We start from the raw sequence: 26,643 nt of genomic DNA, 5'->3' as shown, positions 1-26,643 counted from the left end.
TCAAGAGCTTACTTTAGACCATAGTCCTTCAGCTTACGGTACAGCGTGCGCTCACCAATCCCGAGCATATCTGCTGCCCGCTCACGATTCCCAGCAGTCATCGCCAAGGTCTGACGAATCGCTTCTTTCTCTAGTTTGTCAAGACCAACGCCCGCAAGGCTTCCGACGGATTGATGCTCATCATCATCGTCTGGATGACGGATATCATCAGGCACATCACGAAGCTCAATGTGTTCGCCCTGACAGGTCACAACCATTTGCTGAATAACATTCATCAGTTGCCGCACATTACCTGGCCAACTGAAAGACACCAACCGTAACATGGCTGGATCAGAGAAAATTGGCACAGGTCTTTCAAGCTCTGATGAGTATCGCAACGCCGCATGATTTGCGAGCGACGGAATATCATCGCGTCGTTCACGAAGTGGTGGCACATGTATTTCTGCACCCTTAATTCGAAAATAGAGATCCTCTCGGAAGATGCCTTCTGAAGATCTCGTCTTGAGATCCCGATTGGTCGCGCTCACAAATCGAACGTCAGTATTTCGAGCAGCGTTCTCGCCAAGACGCACGATTTCACCAGTCTCAAGCACACGCAGAAGCTTGGCCTGCATGGTCAGGGGCATATCACCGATTTCGTCTAAGAAGAGTGTGCCACCATCTGCATACTCGAAGACACCCTCGCGATCTCGATCTGCCCCAGTAAAGGAACCTCGAATATGGCCAAACAACTGATCTTCAAGAAGTGTCTCACTTTGCCCTGCCGCATTAAAAGTCACGTATCTCTTTTCAGCGCGATTGGAGAGACGGTGAATCGCTGCAGCAACAAGCTCTTTACCCGTGCCCGACTCACCAGTAATAAGAACGGGTAGATTACTGGGCGCGACCTGTTTGATCGTAGCAATAACCTTTCGAATAGCGGCCGACTCTCCGACGATGCCTTCGAAACCATGCGCTGCGGCAACTTGGCCTCGAAGCGATGCATTTTGGTGACGCAGCACAACTGTTTCTGCAGCACGATCAACTAGATTTCGGAAGACCTCCAGATCGAGTGGCTTCTCTATGAAGTCATAGGCGCCACCTTGCAGAGCTGCCTTGGCAGTTGCCACATCTCCATGTGCTGTCACCACGATCGTCTCAGCATCCTCTTGATGCTCTTGGGCAATGCGTAGAACATCCAAGCCAGAGGTCTCTGTCTCCATTACGAGATCAGTGACGATGACATCAAAACTGCCATGAACAAGTTCTTCGGTGGCGGCTTGAGTCCCATTGACGATCGTGCAGACATGGCCAGGCCGATGAAGTGCTTCAGCCATGACCTCAGCATGTTCAACCTCATCATCTACAATCAAGACCTGGACACTCAGTACGGGTTTTAGCTGCTGTTCGCTCATATGGCTGCTATTGTAGTGAAGCACCACCAGGGCGGAAGTCTGCCGCTGACCCAGGGTGTCTGGATCCTTTCTGCATAGGACTCATGCCTGGTGGTCGATAGAAAGCCTTATATGCCCTCCACCGCGCATGAAGCCGTAGAACCAAGCAATGCTGCAGCATCAGATCGTCAGCAGGCCGAGTCATTGCAGTCCCGTCACCTCCACTTTGTAGGCATCGGAGGCTGTGGAATGAGTGGGCTTGCAGGGCTTCTGGCACAGCTAGGGGCCAAATGCTCTGGTTCCGATCGGGCCGCTTCAGCCACAACTGATGCATTAGTAGATCGTGGCATCGAAATCTCCTTCGATACCAGCTTGCCCGCGTCATGCATGTCAGAGATGGCCAAAATTGATGAAGTGGTCATTTCTGCTGCCATTCCGGAAGACCATCCAACAGTCTTGGCCGCCAATAATCTGGGCACGCCTGTAACAACCTATGCCGAAATGCTAGGCCGCGTGCAAATCGGTCGCCTGGGCGTTTCCATTGCTGGCACTCATGGCAAGAGCACGACCACAGCCATGCTCTGCTATATCCTTCTCGCCTGTGATTTAGATCCCAGCTTTATCATCGGAGCCACATGTCCACAGACTGGCGGTGGAAGTCGGGTTGGTCAAACCAATAAACATCAGGCCGACATTTTGGTGTGTGAAGCGTGTGAATTCAATCGCTCGTTCCACCATCATCGCCCAACTATTGGTTTAATTAATAACCTCGAAGAAGATCATCTCGATATTTATGGTTCACTCGAAGCAATTGTTGAAGCGTTCCGAGGCTTTGCTCAGCTCATTCCTACTGCTCAACAAGGTGGACTATTACTCATTGCCCATGAAGATGCACATCGCAATACGGTGACACCAGGGCTCAGTTGTAAAGTTGAGACTTTTGGTTTTAATCCTGAAGCCACTTATCAAGTGGTTTATGACAATTCTGTCCAACGAGTCGGTCTACTTTCTAACGGCAGGTGGATTTGCCAATGGACCAATCAAATGCCTGGTGCACACAACGCACTCAATGCCTCTGCGGCGGTGATTCTTGCACATCAGTTGGGGGCGGATTGGGAAGAAGCTGCTCACGCCATGAGTGACTTTAAAGGCCTTGATCGCAGAACAAATTTACTTGGCAAGCGATCTTTGCACGATGGCGAAGTCATTATCTATGACGACTATGGGCATCATCCAACGGAGATTGAGAAGACACTTCGTGCTGTCCGTAACGTACATAACCCCAGTCGACTTATCTGTGTATTTCAGCCACATCAGCACAGTAGAACCCGATTCCTATTGGACCACTTTGCCCAGAGCTTTTCCCTGGCAGATGAGGTCATTGTGCCTGAGATTTATTTTGTGCGTGACTCTGAAATAGAACGCCATAAGATCAGTGCCAGAGATTTAGTCGATCGCTTGCGAGACCGAGGCGTTAAGGCACAACACTTGTATCCATTTGACGCGATTGTTGAATATCTAGTTACCACGACCCGTGGTGGCGAGTTAGTTGTCATTATGGGCGCTGGACCTGTCGATCAAGTCGCACATGACTTTCTGAAAGCACCATAATTTTGATCGAACCAGGCATTTCTAACCTCTTTGGTGACCTAGACGTCGACGCCACTCCTGATGCGCACGTTGGCGCCATGACCTGGTATGGCATTGGCGGGCGAGCCGATGTGCTTGTCTCACCAAAATCAATCGATGATCTATTAGCACTATTTCGGCGCTGTCGGCAAACAGAAACACCCATTCGAATTCTGGGAGCAGGCGCCAATCTACTTGTCTCTGATGAAGGTGTTGATGGTGTCGTGGTCAAGCTCGACGCACCAGCACTTCGGCAGACGACTTTTAGTCCAGATGGAAATAAGACACTGTTATTGGCAATGGCTGGAGCAGACATGGCCAAAACGTTGATGGATGCAGCTCGAAGAGGTCTTGATGGGCTGACTCAAATGGCTGGTATTCCAGCATCCGTCGGCGGTGCGATTCGAATGAATGCTGGCGGTGCATTTGGCACGATCAGTGATCAGCTCCAGAGAGTTGATTGCCTTACAAATAAGGGCGAGCTACGGACCTACGATCGAAGTGAAATAGACTTTGGCTACCGGTCCTGCAATATTAAAGACCCTATCATCTTGGCTGCAACATTTTGCCTGCAAGCAGCAGATCCGATTGAGGTCCGCAAACGAGTTAAAGAAATCTTTGCTTTCAAGAAGAGTACTCAACCACTTTCTGATCACTCAGCTGGCTGCACGTTTAAGAATCCCCCGTCCGATAGATCAGGAAATTATGGCACGGCTGGACAGTTGATTGATGAGGCTGGGCTTAAAGGTGCACGCATTGGCGGCGCACTTATCAGCACGCAGCACGCCAACTTCATCATCACCAAACCTGAGGCAACCGCAACTGATGTGGAAAAGTTACTAGAACTTGTCCAAAGTACAGTAGCGGAGAAATTTGGCATTGTTCTTGAGCGAGAAATAAAGGTCTGGCATCGTGATGGCGGTGCAGCACAATGAGCGATGCGCTACATGTCCTCGTGCTCATGGGTGGACCAGATGCAGAGCGTGCTGTCAGTATTCAATCCGGATTAGCTATTACCAAGGCCCTCGAAACGAATCCAGCGTTCAAGGTGCATTCAAAAATCATCGATCTTGTGGATATTGAGACGCTTCGTCAAATGCCGGGAGATGTTATTTTTCCTGCACTTCATGGACCGTGGGGTGAGGGTGGCGGTTTACAAGAACTACTACAAGAACTTGGCCGCCCATACGTTGGTTCTGAACCAACTGCCGCGCGAATGGCGATGGAAAAAATGGTTTCAAAAGAAGCGGCTCTCGCTGGCGGTTTCTGGACCCCCGCAGCTGTACGTGTTGGACCAGAACAAACGTGCCCACTCGATCCGCCGCTTGTGATTAAACCAGTTAACGAAGGCTCAAGCATTGATGTCATGATCTGTCCCGACAAACCTGCCTTAGATAGTGCTTTATCAAAAGTACAAGGCCAATCAGGCGACTACATGTGCGAAGCTTACATTGAAGGTCGTGAAATAACGGTCGGTATTGTCAACGACCGTGTGCTTCCCTTCATCGAGATTATTCCGGCCACAAAAACGTATGATTATGAGGCCAAGTACAATCGTAATGACACCAATTATGTGATCAATCCAGATTTAACGCCCGAAGTGCAGACGCGGTGTCGCCTCTGTGCAATCGATGTCTTTGAACGCCTTGGCTGCCGCGACATTGCTCGGGTGGATTTCATGGTTGATGACCGGGGCACATGGTTTCTCGAAATAAACACCATGCCAGGATTCACAGACCACTCTCTGGTGCCAAAGGCCGCTGCTGCCGCAGGCCTCACCATGAGCGAGTTGTGCATAGAGCTTGTGGAGGCTGCATATTCACGAAGCCACCTGCAACCATCCCATGATTGCACTGGGACATCCGTAAAATGATGCCAACCCGGCCCAACAACCAGCTCTGAAGGACCAAAAACAGCGCCCGGACCATTTACAGATCACTTGGCACAGAATCTCAATGACAGCCTCCCGCAGCGGCCGATGAAAGGTCGTCAAGAGAAGGTTATGTCAAAAACAACTAAAACATCCCGCTTCCGACTTATCGATCGTTTGCCCGCCTGGACTCAGACTCGGTGGTGCCTGATGCTCATTTGGGTTCTTTTGATCGCTGGCGTCATCATCGGCGTCAGGGTGAGCCTTCCGACACTCACGCAGCGAGCAACTGCTGCTGCAGAAAATGCTCCTTTGACCGTTCAATTCCCGGGTGCTCCCACCTGGTATGGAGGAACGCTCAAGAAGTATCTCACTGATCTTGTCACTACTTGCGTTCAGTCCGATGGCCTCAACCGAAATGGCCTGATAGAAGCTCGGAATATATTGATCGGAACAGGCTGCTTCTCTGAAATCCGCCAAGTACGTCGAACTCAGACAAGCGTTGTCGAGGTTGATGCGGTTTTCCTTGAGCCATACGCATTGATCCAAGATGCGCAAGGAACACGCTTAGTTGACCCAACAGGTGCCCTCCTGCCATCTTTCTATCAACCTGGAGAAGGCCTCCATTTCATTGCGATTACAGGCGTACTTTTCCCGCGTCCAGAAACCGTTGGATCCATCTGGGAAGGTTCTGATGTCATTGCTGCAATCGAATTAGTGGGTCTCCTTGACCAGCGTCACTGGCGCAAACAAATTGCTCGAATTGATATGACTGGCTTCGACCGTGGTCGACCTATTGTCTTGATCACCAACACTGGTACGCGCATCGTGTGGGGCGCTCCCACAGGCAAAGAGCGTGCCCTCGAAGCACTTTCTGAGCGAAAGCTTGCCTATCTAGAACATCAATTCAATCGCACCGGCCGAATCGATGGTGGTGAGGGTGGGACGCTCGACGTGACGAGCCCAAACGTAATGTTGCGCTACACTTCTGAGTAGAACCTATCAACCAGATCCTCTTACCTGTCTGTTCTCAAGGGCCATAATCATTCGATGCGCAAACTCTCCTCCACGATTGTTCCTCGGGACATTGTTTTGCCCGCATGTGGATGGATTATCTGTTCTTGGTTGTTAACGATTGGCATCCGAACACCGCTGGCACCTGCATCATTTAGCTATCAGTCTCATATGCAGTTACTCATGCTCTCAATTGGTGTGGGGTTTTTTATTGGGTGGCCCCTTTTACGTCTCAGCCAGAAACCACCCAATAAAGTCGTGCCAGAGATGCTGCTTGATATGTTTGTCTTGCTCGTTTTATGGCAAGCAATTTTTTGGCCTCTTAGTACGGTTATCAAATGGCCTACAGGATCGGTCATCATTCTAAACGCACTGCTTTGCCTTTGGACCATGATGATCGGTGCTTTCCTGACACTCGCATTGACTTACAACAATCGCGCTATTCGACTACTGACGATGACTGTGATTCTTATCATCATCATTTTGCCATTGGCCTTTGCACTGATCGCAATTGTCCAAGGGGTCACGCCAGCAATATGGACAACGAGCAGCCCCCTTGAGTTGATTCGCCAAATCACATCACATGCATCGATTACCGGTCAACCCCTGAGCCCAATCGTCATCCAACCTTGGATCTGGTTGAGCTCCGTTTCCGCCGCCACTATTTTGAGCTGGACATGCGCTATCGCATACTGCTTGGTTGGTCATCAATCGCCACTTGCACCACCTAATGATGTGATTGGAAACCGCACATCAAGAGACGAATAGACCTCAAAAACTGCCTATATGGGATCTTAATAAGGCCCCTGGGCCAATCCCATCATTCCCATCTGCCCCAAAAACCCTGGTGAAAATTTCTGGATGCTTGGAGGAAAATGACCTGCGGTGGGTCTGAATAACCCCCCCAAAAGGCCCAATTCCACCGTCAAAACGGGTTCCTGGCAATAGTTGGCCTAAAAATATGGCGATAAATCAAGGGTGTGACCTAATTAGGCAGTCAGTGGCCTTATCCAGATGGTTTGAAATATTGCTGCTGGAACAAGGAACACTGCCAGCAGTATTTACGTATCTGCTTACTGGCCAAGGACTTTCACTTGCCAAAAAGGAACATACAGGGGTTCCTAAATCTATGAAGCTGAGAACAAACATTATTTGTGGCGTCTTCACTGCGGTTGCTCTGGCGACCTCGGCCAAAGCCGATATTGCGCGTGTTTTTTCAAGCGGCAATAACTTTGATATGCATGCCGCACCGATTGATAACCTCTTCAGTGATGGCAGTTCAGTCTTTAACCAAGCTGACCTCCTTGCGATTCACAATTTTGTCAATCAAAACGGTATTTCTACTGCCGATATGCTGACCTACATTCTGATCGGAACTGGTGAAGGATTGGCATTTGTAAATCTGTACGATCAACCCGAAAGCGAAGATGACAGCACAATTATGGCGAACTTGTCATGGGCCACGTCTTCATTAGAAGGCACTGGCTTTATCTCGACTCAGGAAATGGATGACTTCGGTGCAGGGGGAATTGCAGTTGCCGCAACGAACTGGCAATGGGATACTGGCTCGGGAGCCGCGGGCCTAGCTGTTAATAACTTCGAATCAGGCCAATCTGTGATGAATTTCATGAACTGGCAATCCAGTGAGGAAAACGAGCTTTCCTCACCAATGCCCATGCAGTTTCTCTCATGGACAGGCAGTGATTTAGAGGTGATGGCCGAAGCTTCGGCAAGTGTCTCGGGACAATATGCCTTTGGTTATATGGTCACCTATCTCATACCAGCTCCTGGTGCTCTGAGTCTTTTCGTCGTTGCTGGCCTCACGCGCCAGCGCCGTCGTCGTCGAGCCTAAAAAACCATACAACTCTGTGATCATCGTACAATCACGCCAGTGAAGCACGCTGCCGCTCATGTTCAACACATTGACTGCCTGGATGGGCTTGCAAAGCTACCCACGGCTTGCTGCGATCTCGTTTACCTAGATCCCCCCTTCATGACCGGCCGCCAACACATTGCATCTGAAGGCTCATACTCTGATTCCTGGGCTGACTTAAATGACTACACGGCTTTCATGCGACCACGCCTGGAACATATTCATCGTGTACTCAAGTCAACTGGTTCTGTTCTTATCCACTGTGATTGGCGCACCTGTCATCACTTTCGATTGATGCTTGACGAACTATTTGGCAGTAATCAGTTCGTTAATCATTTGATTTGGGCATATGGACTAGGTGGTTCTTCACCACGCCGTTTTTCAAGAAAGCATGATGACATTCTGTTCTATGGAAAAACCCAGGACTATTACTTTGAGCCACCTTTGGTACCCGCCACAAGTAACCGCTTACGAGGCAAACTCAAGAAGGCAACAGACGTCATCAGCATTCCCGCAATCAATAACATGTCGCATGAACGAGTTGGGTACCCTACCCAGAAGCCTATTGCTCTCTTGGAACTCCTAATCACTGCATGCAGTCCACCGAGAGGATTGGTTATTGATCCATTCTGTGGCAGTGGAACAACCGTGGTTGCAGCTCTCAAATGCCAGCGCAAGGGACAAGGGTTTGATCGAAATGCCCAGGCCATTAAGATCGCCCAGATGCGAATTGAGGCCATTGCCTCCAGTGGCTCGATGCAAATCTGAGAGCCGTTACTATGCTAAGTTCAGAACGTAAATCCTAATGAGGAGCTCTGCACCAATGGCCATATCACTTACTTTTCTTGGACACTCCGCATTTTTAATTAGCAATGGAAAACATACGATCGCGATTGATCCTTTTCTGACTGACAATCCAGTCGCCACGATGAAACCTGAGGATGTCAAATGTCAGTACATCGGGATCACACATGGGCACTTCGATCACATCGGCGATTCAGTCGAACTGGCCAAAGCGAACGACGCATGCATTATTGCCACTTTTGAAATTGCCTCTTTCATGGAGTCAAAGGGCGTCCAAAAGGTTGAACCTGCCAATACAGGAGGCCGCATTCAGACCGACTTTGGCTGGGTCGCATTCACCCAGGCATTTCATTCATCAAGTTACGCTGGATTGTCCGCAGGCCCAAATGAAGCCGTGTACATGGGCATGCCCAATGGACTAATGATTAACATTGATGGAGTTACGATCTACCACTGTGGTGACACTGATGTCTTCGGAGATATGGCACTACTTCACGACATCTACCAACCAGAGATTGCACTCGTACCAATTGGTGGTCGTTTTACAATGGATCCAGCCCTCGCGATGCGAGCGGTTGATCTGATCAAGCCAAAGTGCGCTGTTCCAATTCACTACAACACATGGCCGCCGATTGAGCAGGACCCAAATGATTTCGCACCCAATGGTGTCCATACCCAACGTATGAAGCCTGGTGAGGTTTGGGATATTGATCCCGCTTTGATTGCCTAAACACATCCCACGGTTTAGTGCTGCCCGCTCGCTGTTGCCAAGTTGGTTCGTTGGTCTTTTACACCCAGTGATTCCAGTATTCCTGGAAGCAGTAGATGTTCTCCATCAGCGATGTCCTGTGTCAGTTCCCAGATGAACACACCTGCAAGATCAAATTGACGGACCGCCTCTACTTTTAAGGAGAGAGATTTTTGATTATCAAATGACCATAAGAATGTTCCATCTCTTTTGGTCATATATGGGACTTGCTCTTGAGGCTGCCATTGTTGTTCCCACACCGAATCAGAGAGACTAGCCAGCTCTCGATAGGTCTTATGACTACTCTTTTTGAACGGCTTACAAAGACCATTCGTATCGAAACCTACTCCATAAAATGGCAATCCAATAACAATCTTCTGTCGCGACATCCCTTTGTCAATAAACGCTTTTATCTGGCTCGTAATATTTGCAACACCATCACAAGGCCCAGCACTCAGTGGAGCATTACTACCGCTCAACTGGCTCCAAGGGCCATGAAAGTCGTACATCATGAGATAGTAGTAATCAACGCTGGAATCAACTTTGTCCAGATCAAGCCATGAGGCAGATGAGATCATTCCAGGCAGCAGAAGATCAATTTGAATTTTTGGCCCAAGCCCCTTGCGCAGGTCTGTCATCAAGAGCACAAGATCTCGACGCCCCGACCGACCCACTGGGAACTCCCAATCAATCTGTACACCTTGATAACCATAGCGAGATATAAAGTGTCTTAATTGAGCGATGAATTCTGCTCGTGCCTCTGCTTTGCCAGCCATCGCTGCAAATTCAACCGTCTGCCTCGTTTGTCCACCGCCCCCTATTGCAATCAGGGGCTTTGCTCCAGCATCTCGGGCAGCCTTAACAAGGTGCGCACTCTCGAAGCCCTCTGGAATTTTCAACTTGCCTTGCGCAGTTGCGCCTATAAAAGCGTTGCCAATATGGGTGAAACCATGGAAGTCATTTGCATTTGGCGGAAATTCTACCTGTGCATAGTATGGATAGAATCCCTGAATGATCCGTGGCTTCCATTCAGCTGTACTCGATTCTTGATGTTCATCGTTGGGAGCAGCCGACTGATCACTGCACTGCATGAGAGGTGCGACTAGCATTGACGCAAATGCTAATTTGAACCAGATCTGTCTCATTCAACCAAACCTCATTCTCACCGCCCCTGGCAGCTCAACCTTCCGCTGATCTTACGCTCAGGTTAGCTTTTCTTGAGCTCATTTTCACGCCTTTCATAGGGGGCCCTCATTCTTGGACACAAATGGAGTCTGAAGGCCTTCCGTATTAGGGGCCTTGCCAGTTATGCTAGTCTTATTCCAACGGCTCAGTTCCCAGCAATCGCATCCAAGATCTTTTGTGTTGTGTGAACTATCTGGGCTTGAAGCGGGCAAGTTTAGATACGGCAGCAAGTCACACAGCTGCATTCAAGAAATAGACACCACGATTCTCTTCATCAAAATAGACCAATCACAAAGACTAAAAATGCAAAGAAAAGTAGCGCTAATAACAGGTATTACTGGCCAAGATGGCTCATACCTCGCAGAGTTTCTTCTCGAAAAAGATTACGAGGTTCATGGCATTAAGCGCCGTTCATCGAGTTTTAACACAGAACGCGTTGATCACATTTACCAAGATCGCCACGAAGCCTCACCCACTTTTTTTCTCCACTATGGCGATCTCACTGATGCATCGAATCTGAATCGCATCATGAGCGAAGTACAACCTGACGAAGTCTACAATTTGGGCGCACAATCACATGTCGCCGTTTCTTTTGAATCACCAGAGTACACCTCTGACGTAGATGCCTTAGGCTCTCTAAGACTTCTTGAAGCAATACGTTTCTTGGGCTTGGAAAAAAAGACACGCTACTACCAAGCATCTACGTCTGAGCTTTTCGGAAAAGTCTTAGAAACACCCCAAAAAGAAACAACACCGTTTTACCCCCGATCACCATACGGCGTTGCAAAGCTCTACGCCTACTGGATCACGATCAACTATCGTGAAGCCTATGGCATCTACGCCTGCAATGGCATTCTGTTTAATCATGAATCGCCACGCCGAGGCGAGACCTTTGTAACCCGAAAAATTACTCGTGGCCTCGCTAATATTGCGCAAGGATTAGATCATTGCCTTTACCTCGGAAATATTGCTGCATTAAGGGATTGGGGCCACGCCAAAGATTATGTACGCATGCAATGGATGATGCTTCAACAGGACAAGCCTGAAGATTTTGTGATTGCAACCGGAAAACAAATTTCTGTACGGGACTTTGTGCGAATGACCGCACAAGAGCTGGGCATTGAACTGGAATTCACTGGCGAAGGCACAAATGAAATTGGAACTGTTGCCGCTCTTTCTGGTAATCATGCACCTGGCATCAAGGTTGGCGACATTATCGTTCGCGTAGATCCCAAGTATTTCCGGCCCACTGAAGTTGAGACGCTTTTGGGCGACCCGACTAAGGCCAGAGAGAGACTTGGTTGGGAACCAGAAATCACCGTCCAAGAAATGTGTGCCGAAATGGTCGCTGTAGATCTGGACAAAGCAAAACAACATGCTCTACTCAAAGCCCATGGACACCAGATCAATATTGCCAGTGAATGAGAAGAGGGTTTAACATCAGTAATCCAAAAAGAGTTTTTGTGGCCGGTCACAAGGGAATGGTTGGCTCAGCCATCGTCCGGCAACTGGCAAACGACGATCGTGTCGAAGTCATAACTCGTGATCGAAAACAGCTCGATCTACTCAATCAAGATGCTGTCAAAGAGTTTTTTCACAGCGAAACAATTGATCAGGTCTATCTTGCCGCCGCCAAGGTTGGCGGCATCCACGCCAACAATACTTACCCGGCCCAGTTTATTTATGACAACCTCGTCATTGAATGCAACATCATTAATTTTGCACACGAGAATCATGTAAATGACCTTCTTTTCTTAGGCTCATCTTGTATCTATCCAAAGTTTGCAGACCAGCCCATGAGAGAAGAGTCACTGCTGCAAGGGATCTTAGAGCCGACGAATGAGCCTTATGCCGTTGCAAAGATTGCTGGTATCAAACTATGTGAATCTTATAATCGGCAATACGGACGAAACTATCGCTCCGCAATGCCTACCAATCTCTATGGCCCCAATGACAATTTTCATCCAGAGAATGCTCATGTTATTCCTGCGCTTCTTCGCAGATTTCACGAGGCAAAAGTCAATAAATTAGATGAAGTCGTTGCATGGGGATCAGGAAAACCCATGCGTGAATTTTTGCATGTGGACGATATGGCCGCCGCCTGTATCCACATTATGAATCTTGGCGACGATCAATATCAAGCTCATACACAGCCAATGTTAAGCCATATTAATGTAGGTACTGGGCAAGATTGTTCTATTCGTGAGCTGGTGGAAACGATTGCACGAGTGGTGGAATATCCTGGGACTATTTCATTCGACACAAGTAAGCCCGATGGAACACCACGCAAGCTCATGGACTCATCACGCCTCAAGGCTCTTGGCTGGGAACACTCCATTTCCTTAGAGGCCGGCCTTCGACAGAGTTACCAGTGGTTCTTAGAGAACCAAGATCAATACCGTGCTTAGATACCGGCAAAGAACTCAATAGCGTGACTATTAAGATAAGCATCATTACTGCCACTTGGAACAGCGAAAAGACTGTGGCGGATACGCTCCGTTCCGTCCAAAGCCAAAGCTATGAGAATATTGAATATCTAGTGATTGATGGCGCCTCCACTGATAACACTCTCGATATCGTCCAACGTGACGGCGGGCATGTCGATCGAATTATTAGCGAACCTGACAAGGGAATCTATGACGCATTAAACAAAGGCATTGCCAATGCGAGTGGAGATGTTGTTGGCTTTCTTCATTCAGACGACATCTACGCACACAAAGATGCGCTGCGTCAAATTGCTGATGCCTTCACTACAAATAATGTAGATGCGATCTACGGCGATCTGGACTATGTATCCAAAGACAATCAAGAAAAGCTCATTCGCCACTGGAAAAGCAATCCGTTTCAACGCAAGAAAATGCGATACGGTTGGATGCCACCTCACCCGACCTTCTACATGAAAACAGAACGCTACCGTGAACTAGGTAGTTTTGATCTTCAATTCAAGATTGCGGCCGACTATGATTCGCTTTTGCGATATCTCTGGAAGCACCGCGTCTCAGTAGCTTACATCCCAAATGTACTGGTAAAAATGCGCCTCGGCGGAGCCAGCAATCGCAGTATCAAGAACATTCTTCAAAAATCTCGCGAAGATTGCAGAGCAATGAAAAACAATGGTGTTCCAAGACTCTTGGCACTGCCCGGAAAGAACTTATCAAAGGTCCCTCAGTTCTTTCGCAAGGGATAAACTCGCAATAAACTCCATCGGTTCAAGAGCATCCCTCATTCGGGCTTAATCCCAAGCGATCACTTTCCGCTCGAAGTGCATCGATACAAGACTGCATATGGGATGTGGCATCGACCTCAAGTTCTAAAATACCTTCCTGGATGTCTTCACGACTTACTGCTGCTGCAAAACGGGCATCTTTTAGTTTCTTCTTAACTGACCTCGTTGTTAGATCGCTGATTCCATTTGGACGAACTTTACAACAGGCGACAATAAAACCGGCTAGCTCATCAACTGCAAAGAGAGTCTTTGCCATAGGTGTCACACGAGCAACACCGCTGTAATCGGCGTGCCCTAAAATTGCTTCAATAATCTCCTCATCAACATCGCCACGTTCTTTTAGGTACGCGACGCCGACAAATGGATGTTCTTCTGGTGTCGGATGCTTTTCATAATCAAAGTCATGTAGGAGGCCAGCAATAATCCAACGATCCACATCATCTGGAGAAGACTCCGTCGCATATGACTGCATACAGCAGGCCACTGACTCCATATGAACTCGAAGAGCAGGATTCTCAACCCACTGCTCCATCAGTGCTCGTGCTTCAGCAACTGAAATCATCGTAGCTCTCCACTCTTCTTTAGGTCGCCGCTACTTTACAAACACGATGTGCATGCGATTCGCGAATGAATAAAGACAAAATGGGCGCGGGAAGCATAACAAACGCCATGACAATAAGTCCAAATCTAAAATCAGCAGGAAGCTCATTTAGTGACTGATGTTCGCGCATCGCTTCCCAGTCGACAATGATTCCAAAACACCAGATAAAGCAGGCGGCCACAATCATTGCCACGAAATTCACAAAGGCGACAGCTGAACCACCCATATGCCTCTCATTAAGTTCTAAACAAGATGTAAAGCTGATCACGAACGTACTAATCACGATCCCCCACACGAGAAAGTATGCAAACAAAAATGGATAGGATCCGGGACCAAGAAATGGATATATGAATGCAAGAATTGTTGACAGAAAAGCACCTAAGACAATAAAAATCTTACGGTTGTGCATTCGATCGGATAAATACCCGAGCAAGGGACACCCAAGGCAGAACCCAACATAAAGAGTGGCAATGACTGGCCCAATAACTGTGCTTGGCTGATCCATAACTGTTGTGAGCTCACGTACGCCCCAGGTAGCGCCAATCGTAGCCAAAGGCAGATACACCAGCGCATTGGTAATACTCAACAACCATGTCTGCGGGTTACGAAGAACTGTTTTGAGCCCGGAAAGAAAGTGAGTCGGCTTCTCACTATGGGCTTGCTGCTCAAGCAAGAAATGAGGGCGATCAGGGACGAAGTACCACAATAAAACAGCCGTAATGACTGCAATTAATGCCAACGCAAACATAATTATCTGCCATGAGAATAAACCAAACAGACCTGGCAATGCGTACTGAGCCACAATCGCGCCTGATACGCCCACCATCGCAGTGAGCCCAATGATGTACCCCAAATGATGTGGTCGAAACCACATTGATGCGACGCAAACCGCACCGACATATGCAAACGCCGATCCACCACCCATTAATGCCCGGCCCATACTCAACATGAATAGAGTCGAAGCAATTCCAAAGACAACAAGCCCAATACCACAAAACAGACTGGCACCAGCAAGAAATCCACGAGGCCCAAATCTGTCAATCATTACACCAACAAAGAGTTGGAGAGGCGCATAGGCGTAATAGTAGATAGCCAACATCCAACCAACATCACCAGGGGTGATATCAAATTCCTTCTGCAGGTCCTGATTAATAACACCAGGCGCCACGCGAATAAAGAACTCAAAAAAGAAAAAGAAGGTTGGAATGGCCCAGAACAACCACTTTAAGTGGTGCCCCGGACCATGTTCAAGCGCCTCATTCCAACGCTTGTTCTGATTACCCATGAAGTGGTTCCTGCCACAGTCCATTCATGCCTGAAAAAGTGCAACGACGCTCTCTTGTGAAACTCAATACTAGCTTGGAACCAGTAGGTCTTGTAACTGACTCGCAGAAGAAGTGCTGGAGTTGATTGAACTTCCTGATCCGGCCCAAGGGATTCCCACTTCTTTGCAAATGAGATCAGTGGTAATTTGCGAACTCAGAAGAATGACGGGAAGCCCTGAGCCCGGATGAGTCCCACCACCCACAAGCCAAACACCATCAACATCTTGCAAGCGATGCTGGGGCCTTCTGCCAAGCATTTGCTTCAGAGAGTGTGCCAGATTGAAGGTCGCGCCATGGTTAATGTTTTGAGCCTGCCAATCGGCGGGCGTGATTTGATGCTCTGCAATAATGCGAGATTCAATATCTGAAATGCCTAAACGACGTCCCAACTGATCGATAACCTGTCGCCTTAGCCTTGGTGCTTCTGCTTTCCAATTAATCCCACTTTTTGTATTTGGCGTGGGCACTAAGCAGTAGAGCGATGCGCACCCCACTGGGGCCATTGAGGGATCTGTACAGGATGGATTACAGAAGTACATAGACGGTTCTTCGCTGAGTCGACCGTGATGGGTGATATCTGCCAGATTCTCTTGGTACTTCTCACTAAAACAAATTGTATGGTGTGGCAGCGGTAGCTCACCACGTATACCGAGATAGAGCATATAAGTACTGCAGGAGTAGCCCATCCGATCAATCTTCTCATCGGAATAACGTTTTCGAAGTGAGCCAGGAATGAGATTCTTCATTGCCCAAGTTGCATCAGCATTAACAACAACCTGATCAAACTCATGGTTCACACCATCAACACAGACACCAGTCGCCCTACGCCCATTGAATAGGATTTGCTCGACAGGCGAATTGAGATGTATTTTGACTCCCATTTCGGTTGAGATCCGTGCCATCGCATCCATCGTTGATGCAATTCCGCCTTGCGGATGCCAAACACCATATTCATATTCAATGAAGGGCAGAATGGAGAAAAGACTTGGACATTCATAAATACTCATGCCCAAGTACTTACTCTGAAAACCCATCGCTAGACGAATCCGCGGATCCGCAAAATACTTTGACAGATGCTTGTACATCGTTCGCCCAGGATGAAGGTGTTTCAGTGCTCCCAGCGCCTTCCTATCAAACAAGTCACGCATCGATCGAATGGGCCGACGTAAAATAGGATCCATCGACGCCAACTTTAGACGGTTGTCTTGCATGAAACGTTCGAAAGCCTGACCATCACCAGGACAAATGGCATCCAGTTGGCGCATCATCTGGACCTGATCGGGTAGCGCATCAACTTCTAGATCGACCGAATTACCGCTATTGAAAACGAGGCGATACATGGGATCTAGCCGTGTCATTTCGACTTCGTTAACGAGATGGCGATTAGCCGCGCGGAATATCTCGTCCATGACATAGGGCATCATGAAAAAAGTGGCACCAATATCAAATTGAAAATCATCGATGGCAAGGCGGCGAGAACGGCCTCCAGCACGAGCCTGAGCCTCAAAGATAGTGACGTCACAGCCACTAGCAGCGAGCAGCATAGCTGCGGCTAGACCTCCTGGGCCTGCTCCGATTACGGCAATGTTGGATTGTTGACTCATTGACCTTTAACGCTCCTTACTTAGTATCATACTCCTCTTCTAATGACCCTATTTGGGATTCACCACCTTGTATTCAAAGGGTTGGGCCGACCTGTCGCTCGGCATCGAATCAGGGAATCTTGTCTATGCCTTCCAATACGAACCATTCCACCTCCATAGCACCTATTCGTGAGCGGCTTATCTGGATTCGCCGTCTGAGAAAGGTCATCATCCACCAGGAAGAGGCAATTAATCGAGTACTTCGGGAAGAATTAGCCAAATCCCAACAAGAAGTGCTCACTGCCGATCTGATGCCGCTCTTGGCCGCTTGTCGTTGGCATGAAAAGCATGCGAAAAAGCTTCTGCGTCCAAGGCGTGTGAGGCAAAATGCTTGGTGGCAACTTGGCCAAAAACACTGGGTTTACAGGGTACCACTGGGTCATGTGGCGATTATTGCGACATGGAATTATCCAATTCAGCTCTTGGGAATCCAAATTCTCCAGGCTCTGCTTGGAGGCAACCGAGTCACAGTCAAGCCATCTGAGCATGCCCCACGCAGCCAAGCTGCCCTGCTGGCTGCTTTCTGGCAAGCTGGTGTGCCTCGATCGTTGCTGCAATCAAAACCAGCAACTCGAGAGGCTGGCAAAGAGATGCTACGCGAGCAGGCCTTCGACCATATTGTCTTCACTGGTTCAACTGAGGTTGGACGCGAGATTGCCTCAGTAGCGGCCAATATGCTCACCAAATCGACGCTGGAGCTGAGTGGTCGCGACTCTGCGTTTGTGCTACCGGATGCTGATCCCAACCTTGCTGCCCAGGCCATCTGGGAGGCTGTTGAGCTTAACGGAGGCCAGACCTGCATGGCACCACGTCGAGCGCTCGTATTTCGGCCTGTTTACAGCGCGCTTCTTAAGTCGATGTCGCGATTAGCTGCAAGTGCCCAACCTCGACGACTGATCTCTAAAGGCCAAGCAGAATTTATCTATCACCTTGCCTGCCAAGCCATTGCAGAAGGCGGTGTTAGTCTTTCGGGCACACTCGAAGTGCCTCGCGATGGCTGGATTCGCCCCATTGTGATCGCGAATTGCCCACCAGAGGCCGCACTGGTTGCTGGAGAGCACTTTGGACCAGCCCTCGCATTGATTCCCGTTGACTCGATGGCGCAAGCTCTTGAGATTCACCACCAGTGCGATCAACACCTCGCGACCTCTATATTCACACAGCACCCACGCCGCGCCCGTGATTTGATGCCCCTAATGGGCAGTGGCACCGTTCATTTTAATGATGTGGTCCGACCAGCTGCCCACCCTGCGACCAGCATTCTTGGCCAGGGAGCGAGTGGCTGGGGCGCTTCGCAAGGTGCAATGGGATTGCTGGAAATGACAAGACCCCTTCAGGTCTCAACATCACCTGGCTGGAGCCGGCCATCAGAAAGTAAAATGACCGTCAGTGGTTTCAGTAGACTCCGCTCACTCGTGCTGTGGACCTACGGACGACGAGGACGGCGAAGCTTAGATCACCCCCCTACAGCAGCATGGTCTCTAGAAGATGCCACCAGGAATCCTGACGCCGTACAACCTTCGACCAACAGACAAGATCCTGAACAATACAAAGATCAACCTCAAGCAAAACAATTAAGGCAACGAATATGACACAGCATGAATCCCATGCCGATGTAATTGTCATTGGTGGTGGGCTCGCAGGCCTGGCGACAACAGTTGAACTCGCCAGGCGCGGCATACAGGTAACACTGGTTGAAAGAAACACCCACCTTGGCGGGAAGATGAATGTGCTCACCGAGCAAGGTTATTCATTTGATATGGGCCCCACCATTCTGACCAAACCTGATGTGCTGCGCGGCATCATTACCCGTTGTGGACGAAAGACCGAAGACTACATTGATCTCATCCGACTCGACCCTCAATGGCGAGCCTTTTATGAAGATGGCACCGTGCTGGATTTAAAAGAAGGCGACACCGTAATGGCGGAGTCGCTCAACGCACAATTTGATAGAGCAAAACCAGCCGAAGGCTACCAGGATTTCTTAGCGTTCTCCCGGCGCATGAATCGTTTGAGCAATCGTGTCTTCTACTACAAGGACATTGGTGGCATTCGTGATGTCATGCGCCATACCCCACCGACAGACATCAAGTTGCTCAAAGACGTCATGGCGATGCGTATGCACAGTACTGTCGGAAGCACTGTGCATCGACATATTAAGGAGCCGCATCTACAGCAGATGGTTGAGCACTTCATGCAATACGTGGGATCTAGCCCATTCTTAGCACCTGCCATACTCTCAGTGATCGCCTCAATTCAAGTTGATGAAGGATGCTGGTATGCCAAGGGCGGCACCCGATCGGTTGCACGATCGCTGGTTAAACTCGCCGAAGAATTTGGTGCCACATTACTCACAGGCAATGGCGTTCAATCTATTAATACCGACGGCAAGAGAGTCACTGGCGTCACCCTTGACGATGGGTCTCAGCTCAGCGCAGATTCGATTGTCTCAAACTGTGATGTCCAACGTACCTACCGGGATCTCATGGAAACACCTGAGGCAAAACGTGAGAGCCGTTCAATTGCTAAAAACTACAAGCCAGCATGCAGTGGCTTAGTACTCTTTCTTGGTCTTGACAAACAGTACGATCACCTTGCTCATCATAATTTTGTCTTTAGTAAGGATTCTAAACGAGAGTTCAACGACATCTACAATCGTGGTGTGCCGGCAGAAGATCCAACCCTTTATCTCGCAGTTCCATCTCGCAGCGATCCCGATCAAGCGCCTGAGGGATGCGAGGCCTTATATGTACTGATTCATACAGCACCTCTACAAGATGGCCATCGTTGGGAAGGGCCCGGTGGCATTCTGGAGAGCTATCTTCCAACCGTCATGGAAAAGCTGAAGAATTGTGGAAGGATGCCTGACATTGAACAGCATGTCCGTGTACACAAGCATCTCACACCCAACGATATCGAATCTCGATATAACGCCGAGGGTGGTGCTATCTATGGACTTGCATCACACGGACGGCTTCGTGGTGGTTTTAAACCAAAGAACCGAAGTAAGGCCTACAGCAATCTCTACCTCACTGGGGGAAGTGCGAACCCGGGGCCTGGTGTACCAATGGTTCTCATGAGTGGTGTGACTGCAGCACGTTGTCTATGTGAAGACCTAGGCTTGGATCCCGACGCTGACGCGCCTGCCCCATCAACAACACCGACCTATGCAACGGTGAGCCATTGACAGCCGACAACCTAGAACCGCCAAAGTCATCTGATTCCGAAAGCTGCCCTTTTCTTCCAGCTGCATTTTCACGCACGATGACCAGATTCTTTGAGCGATATGCTGTTCGGAAAATTCGCCGTAATTTCCATGCGGTGCACGTTGATCCAAGCTCAACACCTACCATCAAAAAAATCCAAGAGCAGACAGAACCCACTATTCTTCTGATGAATCATCCAAGTTGGTGGGATCCCATAACCATTATGTTCATCTCTGGATTTTATCTTCGCGAACGCACACATTGCGCCCCAATGGAAATCTCCCAATTACGCCGCTTTAGGATATTCCGAAAGGTGGGCCTCTTCGGCATTGATCCAGATCACCCAGAAACACCGGCCAAAATGGAGGCCTATATTCAAGAGGTTTTTCATTCAACCCCCAATACCTTGCTATGGATAACACCACAGGGCCAATTTACTGATGTAAGAGATAAGATACGACTGCGACCAGGGGCCGCTGCACTAGCAGCTCGTAACCCACAAGCGTCCGTATTTTGTGTTGGTATGGAATACAACTTTTGGCAGGATCAGAAGCCGGAACTCTTTCTTAGATTCCAGCCATGTGTTGCTGAAGATCTATCTACTTCAGGTTGGTATCGAGCAATGCGCAATACGATGCAGGAAAACCTTGATGCACTTTCCAAGCTAGTTGTTAGTCGTGACGCCAGTGCATTTATTCAGCCATTGGGGCAAGCGCGTGCTAAGACGTCTCTACTCTATGACTGGCTACTTCGACTCAGAGGCCAGCACGGAGATATCAGCATTCATCAAAACTCAAAGGATGACTCGAAAAAATGACCGCTCTCCTACTCATTAGCGCTATTATTGCTGGCTTCACCCTGCTTTTGTGCTTATGGAATATGACACTGCTCACCGCAGCACCAACCAAAGGTGAGCCCCGAGAGGAACCACTCGTCTCTGTTTGTGTTCCCGCGCGTAATGAAGAGTTCAACCTACCAGTCTGCCTCGATAGTCTTTTATCGCAGACCTATGGGAATATTGAAATACTCGTCTACGACGATGAAAGTGATGACGAAACACCAAATATTCTGCGCCGTTACCAAGATTTGGATCCAAGAGTCAAGCAAGTGACCACATCACAACTTGAGGACGGCTGGAATGGCAAACAGTTTGCCTGCGGACAAATGGCACAACAAGCGAAGGGGGCATGGCTACTCTTCACAGATGCAGATGTCCGTTTCGCTCCAGATTGTGTTCACCGTACTTTGCTTTTTTGTCAGCAACGTGGGTGTGATCTCGTTTCTGCGTTCCCACGACAAATCACGAAATCCATTGGCGAAATACTACTTGTACCTTTGATTCATTTTCTCCTACTCAGCTATTTACCTTTATTTGTAATGCGGCGAACAAGAACTGAATCAACTGCTGCTGGATGTGGGCAGTTTTTGTGTGTGACTCGTGAGGCATATGATGCCTCTGATGGTCACAGAGCTTTTCCAGACTCAATGCATGATGGCATTCAAATGCCCAAGGCTGTTCGTTCTTCTGGTTACATGACTGATCTTGTTGACGGCACAGATCTTTGCTCTTGTCGTATGTATAACGATCTTGCTACTTCTTGGAACGGCTTTGCAAAGAACGCGTACGAAGGGCTTGGTTCGGTACCTTTGCTTATTTTTATAACACTGATACACCTCATTGCTCACATACTGCCGTGGGTTATGTTGGTGGTCTATCTGGCCACCTGGCAAGTTGATCAACCTCCCTTCTTTCTGGCTGCCATAGCCGTCGGTTGTAATATTGTTCAGCGCACCGCGTTGGCATGGCGATACCGCCAAAGACCTTTGGGCATTTTCACCCACCCTTTCGGAATTACATGTATGACTTTTATTCAGTGGCACAGTTATTACTTGCGCCGGCACGGCACGCGACAATGGCGAGGGCGCATTCACACCACTTAACTGAGCTGCCTCTCTTGAGACTCGCTCTACATACACGTGTGCTCTTATACTTTTATCTTGATCGCAAGATGCTAGGCATTATCTGAGGCAGTCGCTGCTTTGATAATGCTAGAAACTACTTCGCAAGCGGCCTGGTAATCTTCACTGCTTCGTGGAGTGTACTCAGTCACCTCTAGCCCCATCATTTTTTCATGACTTGGCAGCACATGAAGTTCTTCAAGCAGTTCATGCAATCGAATGCCACCCTGCACAGGTGTTGCCACAAACGGAACATCTTCTGGATCAATCGCATCTAGATCAATAGTCAGGCCAAACCCCTTCGTGCCTTGGCATACCGTCTTAACAGCTTCTGACAAAGAGCCATGAAGACCATTACGCCTGACATAGTCCATTGTCATGCAATTAATGTTGCCCTCGTTGAGCCAATCCATCTCGCCATGATCAATATCACGCGTTCCAACCATCGCAACTTGCGTGTCTTTAGTGAGGCAATCACTCGAAGTCCCAAGCATGAGATCACTACCCCTGCCCAGCAAGATAGCCAGCACCATGCCATGAATTCTTGCAGAAGGACTTGTTTCTAACGTGTTTAAATCAGGATGCGTATCGATCCACATGATCCCAAGTGAGCCATATGCCCTACCAAGTCCAGCATGAAAGCCGATTGCAGAAGTATGGTCCCCGCCAATAACAACTGGGAAGTACCCCTCACGCACTGCACGCTCCACCGCATCAGAAACTTGGCAAATGTGCGATGCAATAATTTGCTCTGTTTCTTCATATGTTGGAGATGCCTGACCCATCTTGGGTGACACTGGTACTCGAATGACTTCTGCATCAATTTTTTCTGCAAGCCCTGCATCAAGCAAGGCCTGCGGTGCGCCCTCCGCTGCAGCATTAGCAGAGCCCCAACCAATATCAGCCGTAATTAACGCAATTTCTTTCTTACTGTGATCTAGATCACCCGAAACACGGCGCAGTGTATCGCTTTGGTTATTTATTTTCGATGGCAACTCATTAGATTGCTTGTCCAATCTTTCAGAATCACCTGTATAACTTTGGTCCAAAGGCACAACTACTATCCTCATCGAATGAGTCGCAGACAATTAGTGGTTTCAGCTTAAGAGACTTTTTGTTGCTGAACTCTTCTTTAATACCGCACGATCGCTACACCCGAGACTCTTCGAGTGAGTTTGGATCATTTACGAACTCTTTAACAGAATCAATAATAAGCCGGCGTGCGTAGTTCAGTTGAATATCAACAAAGTAGCAAGACTTATCAATAGCGATCGCAATTTCTTCGATCGTCATACCACCAAGCATTGCTGCTTCAGCAATCAAGCAAACTGTCGGATCAAGAACTTCCAAAGATCGAAATGCACGATGCAATGCATCTGCCTGAATAACCATTCTTGTTGCTTCGTTATTCGACTGGAAGCAATCAATAGATACCATTTGCCAGGCATAAATGCCTGATTCTTCTACGTTCGCCGCATTGGCCAACATTTCCCGACATGAAGCCACGAGCTGCATCGAAAGTAATGCTCGCTCAATAATCACGCCTTCCCCAATAAGACCCAGAGAAGAAACAATGTTTCCAACTGCCTGGCTTGAATGCAAGCAACCAGGGGATACTGCAAGAGCAGCACTAATGAGCCACTCATCGATAATGAGATCTGGTATCACATCACAGGGATCACTCATCGAAGCGATGTTATTTATGCACTGAGGCACCTGTAATGGGCTAATCATCTTCATCTGCCATGCTAGTGGTCTACTTGGGATCTGGCCTAATTTCTGCGGCCAATTGTAGGGCAAAACCCTCGTTTTAGGTCGCCCAAATAGAATCTCGTGATCGTGTCCGATAGTTCTTGCTCTAGGCTAGCGATCAACAACCTACCGCCTCCTCTAAGATACCTAAAGCAAGCCCCAATGGCTGGAATGAGATCGTAACCGTATGAAGGAGTTACTCATGTCGGAGATTCTCTGGCAACCAACCACAGAACAAATCGACCAAAGCCAAATGATGGCTTTCATGAAAATGGCTCATGATAAATGCGGAGTGAAGCTAACTTCGTACGACGATCTTTACCAATGGTCTGTGTCAGATCCCCATGATTTTTGGAGGACTTGCTGGCAATTTACTGACGTAATCGGAGAAATGGGTCATCGAATATTGACCGAAGACGACCAAATGCCTGGGGCTACGTTCTTTCCTGACGCCACGCTTAACTATGCTGAAAATTTACTAAGACGAAAAGATAATGCAGTAGCAATTTATGCTTGCGCTGAAGATGGGGCCAAATCGACACTTTCATTTTCTGAATTACGATCTCAGGTTGCAAAATTTCAAACAGCACTCGTACGAAGGGGTGTCAAAAAAGGTGATCGTGTTGCCGCAATAGTCTCAAATACCGCCGAGTCAATTATCGCGCTCCTTTCAGTAAGTTCATTGGGCGCTATTTGGTCGAGCTGCTCTCCAGACTTCGGAGCTGACGGAATTTTGGACCGATTTGGACAAATCGAACCAGCCGTGCTTATCACAGTGGCCGACTGTTCTTACAAAGGTAAGACTATTGATCTATCGAGCAAGATTAGATCTGTAACAAATGGCCTACCCTCCTTGAAAAATGTGATCGTGATACATCAAACCGAGCTCGCATTAGACCTCAGTGATTTGCCCGGATCAGTAGACTGGTCCACATGCCTTGAAGAGTCAGATTCGACTGACCCTGTCTTTCCAAAACTACCTTTCAATCATCCGCTTTACATCCTCTATTCATCCGGAACAACAGGAATGCCCAAGTGCATCGTTCACGGAGCAGGCGGCACACTCCTCACTCACCTTAAGGAACAACAACTTCACACTGATCTTCGTGAAGATGATGTGTTGTTTTACTTCACAACAACTGGATGGATGATGTGGAACTGGCTCGCCTCTGGCCTCTCAACCGGCTGTCCCATCGTTCTTTTTGAGGGGAACCCATTCTTCCCGAACCCGCAGGTTCTGATTGATCTTATTGATCAGCTTAAGATCACCGTTTTTGGAACATCAGCAAAGTACATCGATGCGTTAAAGAATGCAGGCATTCAGCCATCTCGTACCCATTCTCTGGATTCACTAAGAGCAATTCTCTCAACCGGTTCACCATTGGTTCCAGAAGCTTTTGACTACGTGTATAGCGCATTCAAGAAAGATCTCATGCTGTCATCTATATCTGGTGGAACAGATATCGTTTCATGCTTCGTGCTTGGCTGCCCAATTCGTCCAGTACGACGTGGAGAAATTCAGTGTCGTGGCCTTGGACTGCCCATTGAAGTATTTGATGACAATGGCCTTCCAGTCATCGAACAACCTGGCGAGTTGGTTTGCACAGGTGCAATTCCATGTATGCCCTTGGGTTTTTTCAATGATGAAGATGGATCTCGCTACCATCAGGCATACTTCGACATGTTTCCAGGTATTTGGCGACATGGTGACTGGGCACTCCATACCGAAAACGATGGAATGATTATTTTTGGTCGCTCTGATGCCACTCTAAATCCAGGTGGGGTGCGTATTGGAACTGCAGAAATCTACCGTCAAGTCGAGCATTTTGAAGAAGTAACCGAGGCTCTTGTTGTTGGGCAACGGATTGATAGTGACCAGCGAATTGTCCTTTTTGTAAGACTCGCAACAGAACATGATCTCACCCCAGATCTGATCCAAAAGATCAAGCGAAGAATTCGCCAGAACACAAGTCCACGGCATGTACCTTCAGTGATCTGCAGCGTGACTGATATTCCTAGGACTCGCAGTGGCAAGATCTGTGAGCTTGCCGTTCGAGATGTACTGGAAGGCAAACCCGTCCCAAACACCGCTGCCATGGCCAATCCAGAGGCGCTCGAGCAGTTTCGGGATCGCAGTGAACTCATGGTTTCTTGAACATCCCGATGGCTTCAAGATCATATTATGGGCTCTAAGACTGTTTTTAAGCCCCTTCTGAGCAATCAATGAGATCACTTGCGCCCATCGGTCGTATTAAGGAGAAGATGGATTTATCTGATCCGTACCACAATACCTGCCACTGGAAAGCCCTGGAAACCACAATCTCATGATTCCTACCCACACCGCCGAATACCCAGTTATTGAAGACCTCTTCGAGGTTTGCTTAAGGCCTTCCCGCTTAGCAGACGATGATCTTAATTAGACCCACCAGCTCGCC

At 48.5% G+C, this 26,643-nt stretch carries 23 protein-coding genes; 16 read left to right on the top strand and 7 right to left on the bottom strand.

Translation table 11 applies throughout. The features are described from left to right. Window positions 1-8 precede the first annotated feature (8 nt). On the bottom strand, window positions 9-1,394 hold the full coding sequence (locus P8J86_07320; protein ID MDG2054500.1) for a sigma-54 dependent transcriptional regulator: 1,386 nt from the start codon (window positions 1,392-1,394) through the stop codon (window positions 9-11). Window positions 1,395-1,505: 111 nt separating this feature from the next. Between P8J86_07320 and murC the strand changes: the two genes are divergently transcribed. The 8 genes from murC (at window position 1,506) to P8J86_07280 (ending at window position 9,293) form a co-directional block, all read left to right on the top strand. Then, window positions 1,506-2,984 (top strand): UDP-N-acetylmuramate--L-alanine ligase, encoded by a 1,479-nt coding sequence (gene murC / locus P8J86_07315; protein MDG2054499.1) that lies wholly within the window; start codon window positions 1,506-1,508, stop codon window positions 2,982-2,984. A 2-nt stretch (window positions 2,985-2,986) separates the two neighbouring features. Then, window positions 2,987-3,937, top strand: a complete 951-nt coding sequence (murB, locus tag P8J86_07310) for a UDP-N-acetylmuramate dehydrogenase (GenBank protein ID MDG2054498.1) — start codon at window positions 2,987-2,989, stop codon at window positions 3,935-3,937. Next, the gene (locus P8J86_07305) at window positions 3,934-4,875 is read left to right on the top strand and encodes a D-alanine--D-alanine ligase (protein ID MDG2054497.1); all 942 of its coding nucleotides are present in this window, start codon (window positions 3,934-3,936) and stop codon (window positions 4,873-4,875) included. The genes murB and P8J86_07305 overlap by 4 nt, the downstream gene beginning before the upstream one ends. Window positions 4,876-5,004: 129 nt before the next feature. After that, on the top strand, window positions 5,005-5,868 hold the full coding sequence (locus P8J86_07300; protein ID MDG2054496.1) for a hypothetical protein: 864 nt from the start codon (window positions 5,005-5,007) through the stop codon (window positions 5,866-5,868). Window positions 5,869-5,922: 54 nt separating this feature from the next. Then, window positions 5,923-6,654 (top strand): hypothetical protein, encoded by a 732-nt coding sequence (locus P8J86_07295; protein MDG2054495.1) that lies wholly within the window; start codon window positions 5,923-5,925, stop codon window positions 6,652-6,654. A 232-nt stretch (window positions 6,655-6,886) separates the two neighbouring features. Further along, a complete protein-coding gene (locus P8J86_07290; GenBank protein MDG2054494.1) occupies window positions 6,887-7,738 on the top strand; it encodes a hypothetical protein in 852 nt (283 codons plus the stop codon). Between the two features lie 39 nt (window positions 7,739-7,777). Continuing rightward, complete coding sequence (locus tag P8J86_07285) at window positions 7,778-8,527, top strand: site-specific DNA-methyltransferase (protein MDG2054493.1); 750 nt, start codon at window positions 7,778-7,780, stop codon at window positions 8,525-8,527. A gap of 55 nt (window positions 8,528-8,582) precedes the next feature. After that, window positions 8,583-9,293, top strand: a complete 711-nt coding sequence (locus tag P8J86_07280; protein MDG2054492.1) for a metal-dependent hydrolase — start codon at window positions 8,583-8,585, stop codon at window positions 9,291-9,293. A gap of 14 nt (window positions 9,294-9,307) precedes the next feature. Here P8J86_07280 and P8J86_07275 read toward each other — a convergent pair whose 3' ends face one another. Further along, window positions 9,308-10,456 carry a glycoside hydrolase family 18 protein gene (locus P8J86_07275; protein ID MDG2054491.1) on the bottom strand — a complete coding sequence of 383 codons (1,149 nt, stop codon included), beginning with the start codon at window positions 10,454-10,456 and terminating at the stop codon, window positions 9,308-9,310. Window positions 10,457-10,619: 163 nt separating this feature from the next. On the opposite strand from P8J86_07275, the gene gmd reads away from it, so the two are divergent. Genes gmd through P8J86_07260 form a run of 3 tightly spaced genes read left to right on the top strand, consistent with a single transcriptional unit; the run spans window position 10,620 to window position 13,683 of the window. Beyond that, window positions 10,620-11,921: a GDP-mannose 4,6-dehydratase gene (gene gmd / locus P8J86_07270; protein MDG2054490.1), complete on the top strand. Its 1,302-nt coding sequence runs from the start codon at window positions 10,620-10,622 to the stop codon at window positions 11,919-11,921. A 38-nt stretch (window positions 11,922-11,959) separates the two neighbouring features. Continuing rightward, window positions 11,960-12,904 carry a GDP-L-fucose synthase gene (locus tag P8J86_07265; GenBank protein ID MDG2054489.1) on the top strand — a complete coding sequence of 315 codons (945 nt, stop codon included), beginning with the start codon at window positions 11,960-11,962 and terminating at the stop codon, window positions 12,902-12,904. 23 nt (window positions 12,905-12,927) lie between these two features. Next, window positions 12,928-13,683, top strand: coding sequence for a glycosyltransferase family 2 protein (locus P8J86_07260; GenBank protein MDG2054488.1), 756 nt, complete (start codon window positions 12,928-12,930; stop codon window positions 13,681-13,683). Between the two features lie 22 nt (window positions 13,684-13,705). Here the strand turns inward: P8J86_07260 and P8J86_07255 are convergent, their stop codons facing one another. From P8J86_07255 to crtI (P8J86_07245), 3 genes are all read right to left on the bottom strand, one after another. Then, window positions 13,706-14,284: an HD domain-containing protein gene (locus P8J86_07255; protein MDG2054487.1), complete on the bottom strand. Its 579-nt coding sequence runs from the start codon at window positions 14,282-14,284 to the stop codon at window positions 13,706-13,708. A 19-nt stretch (window positions 14,285-14,303) separates the two neighbouring features. Beyond that, a complete protein-coding gene (locus P8J86_07250; protein MDG2054486.1) occupies window positions 14,304-15,608 on the bottom strand; it encodes an MFS transporter in 1,305 nt (434 codons plus the stop codon). 69 nt (window positions 15,609-15,677) lie between these two features. Further along, window positions 15,678-17,252, bottom strand: a complete 1,575-nt coding sequence (gene crtI / locus P8J86_07245) for a phytoene desaturase family protein (GenBank protein MDG2054485.1) — start codon at window positions 17,250-17,252, stop codon at window positions 15,678-15,680. 125 nt (window positions 17,253-17,377) lie between these two features. On the opposite strand from crtI (P8J86_07245), the gene P8J86_07240 reads away from it, so the two are divergent. The 4 genes from P8J86_07240 (at window position 17,378) to P8J86_07225 (ending at window position 22,438) form a co-directional block, all read left to right on the top strand. Then, window positions 17,378-18,883, top strand: coding sequence for an aldehyde dehydrogenase family protein (locus P8J86_07240; GenBank protein MDG2054484.1), 1,506 nt, complete (start codon window positions 17,378-17,380; stop codon window positions 18,881-18,883). Further along, entirely contained in the window at window positions 18,880-20,478 is a 1,599-nt protein-coding gene (gene crtI / locus P8J86_07235; GenBank protein MDG2054483.1) for a phytoene desaturase family protein, read from the top strand. The genes P8J86_07240 and crtI (P8J86_07235) overlap by 4 nt, the downstream gene beginning before the upstream one ends. A gap of 77 nt (window positions 20,479-20,555) precedes the next feature. Further along, window positions 20,556-21,314, top strand: a complete 759-nt coding sequence (locus P8J86_07230) for a lysophospholipid acyltransferase family protein (GenBank protein MDG2054482.1) — start codon at window positions 20,556-20,558, stop codon at window positions 21,312-21,314. Continuing rightward, complete coding sequence (locus tag P8J86_07225; GenBank protein ID MDG2054481.1) at window positions 21,311-22,438, top strand: glycosyltransferase family 2 protein; 1,128 nt, start codon at window positions 21,311-21,313, stop codon at window positions 22,436-22,438. The genes P8J86_07230 and P8J86_07225 overlap by 4 nt, the downstream gene beginning before the upstream one ends. A gap of 71 nt (window positions 22,439-22,509) precedes the next feature. Here the strand turns inward: P8J86_07225 and P8J86_07220 are convergent, their stop codons facing one another. After that, window positions 22,510-23,511: an arginase family protein gene (locus P8J86_07220; protein MDG2054480.1), complete on the bottom strand. Its 1,002-nt coding sequence runs from the start codon at window positions 23,509-23,511 to the stop codon at window positions 22,510-22,512. A 94-nt stretch (window positions 23,512-23,605) separates the two neighbouring features. After that, complete coding sequence (locus tag P8J86_07215) at window positions 23,606-24,190, bottom strand: hypothetical protein (protein MDG2054479.1); 585 nt, start codon at window positions 24,188-24,190, stop codon at window positions 23,606-23,608. A 220-nt stretch (window positions 24,191-24,410) separates the two neighbouring features. Here P8J86_07215 and P8J86_07210 point away from each other — a divergent pair, with 220 nt between their 5' ends. Next, entirely contained in the window at window positions 24,411-26,363 is a 1,953-nt protein-coding gene (locus tag P8J86_07210) for an acetoacetate--CoA ligase (protein MDG2054478.1), read from the top strand. Window positions 26,364-26,643 lie beyond the last annotated feature (280 nt).

This window comes from Phycisphaerales bacterium, assembly GCA_029268515.1.
Classification (GTDB): domain Bacteria; phylum Planctomycetota; class Phycisphaerae; order Phycisphaerales; family SM1A02; genus JAQWNP01.
Note: the sequence above shows the minus strand (reverse complement) of the source record. Positions and strands in the feature narration are given on the sequence as shown.

Bases quoted from the DNA above. Each gene is read 5' to 3' on its own strand.
- P8J86_07320 (MDG2054500.1), bottom strand. From the start codon at position 1,394: ATGAGCGAACAGCAGCTAAAACCCGTACTGAGTGTCCAGGTCTTGATT.
- murC (MDG2054499.1), top strand. From the start codon at position 1,506: ATGCCCTCCACCGCGCATGAAGCCGTAGAACCAAGCAATGCTGCAGCA.
- P8J86_07305 (MDG2054497.1), top strand. From the start codon at position 3,934: ATGAGCGATGCGCTACATGTCCTCGTGCTCATGGGTGGACCAGATGCA.
- P8J86_07300 (MDG2054496.1), top strand. From the start codon at position 5,005: ATGTCAAAAACAACTAAAACATCCCGCTTCCGACTTATCGATCGTTTG.
- P8J86_07295 (MDG2054495.1), top strand. From the start codon at position 5,923: ATGCGCAAACTCTCCTCCACGATTGTTCCTCGGGACATTGTTTTGCCC.
- P8J86_07280 (MDG2054492.1), top strand. From the start codon at position 8,583: ATGGCCATATCACTTACTTTTCTTGGACACTCCGCATTTTTAATTAGC.
- P8J86_07275 (MDG2054491.1), bottom strand. From the start codon at position 10,456: ATGAGACAGATCTGGTTCAAATTAGCATTTGCGTCAATGCTAGTCGCA.
- gmd (MDG2054490.1), top strand. From the start codon at position 10,620: ATGCTAGTCTTATTCCAACGGCTCAGTTCCCAGCAATCGCATCCAAGA.
- P8J86_07255 (MDG2054487.1), bottom strand. From the start codon at position 14,284: ATGATTTCAGTTGCTGAAGCACGAGCACTGATGGAGCAGTGGGTTGAG.
- P8J86_07250 (MDG2054486.1), bottom strand. From the start codon at position 15,608: ATGGGTAATCAGAACAAGCGTTGGAATGAGGCGCTTGAACATGGTCCG.
- crtI (MDG2054485.1), bottom strand. From the start codon at position 17,252: ATGAGTCAACAATCCAACATTGCCGTAATCGGAGCAGGCCCAGGAGGT.
- P8J86_07240 (MDG2054484.1), top strand. From the start codon at position 17,378: ATGCCTTCCAATACGAACCATTCCACCTCCATAGCACCTATTCGTGAG.
- crtI (MDG2054483.1), top strand. From the start codon at position 18,880: ATGACACAGCATGAATCCCATGCCGATGTAATTGTCATTGGTGGTGGG.
- P8J86_07230 (MDG2054482.1), top strand. From the start codon at position 20,556: ATGACCAGATTCTTTGAGCGATATGCTGTTCGGAAAATTCGCCGTAAT.
- P8J86_07225 (MDG2054481.1), top strand. From the start codon at position 21,311: ATGACCGCTCTCCTACTCATTAGCGCTATTATTGCTGGCTTCACCCTG.
- P8J86_07215 (MDG2054479.1), bottom strand. From the start codon at position 24,190: ATGATTAGCCCATTACAGGTGCCTCAGTGCATAAATAACATCGCTTCG.
- P8J86_07210 (MDG2054478.1), top strand. From the start codon at position 24,411: ATGTCGGAGATTCTCTGGCAACCAACCACAGAACAAATCGACCAAAGC.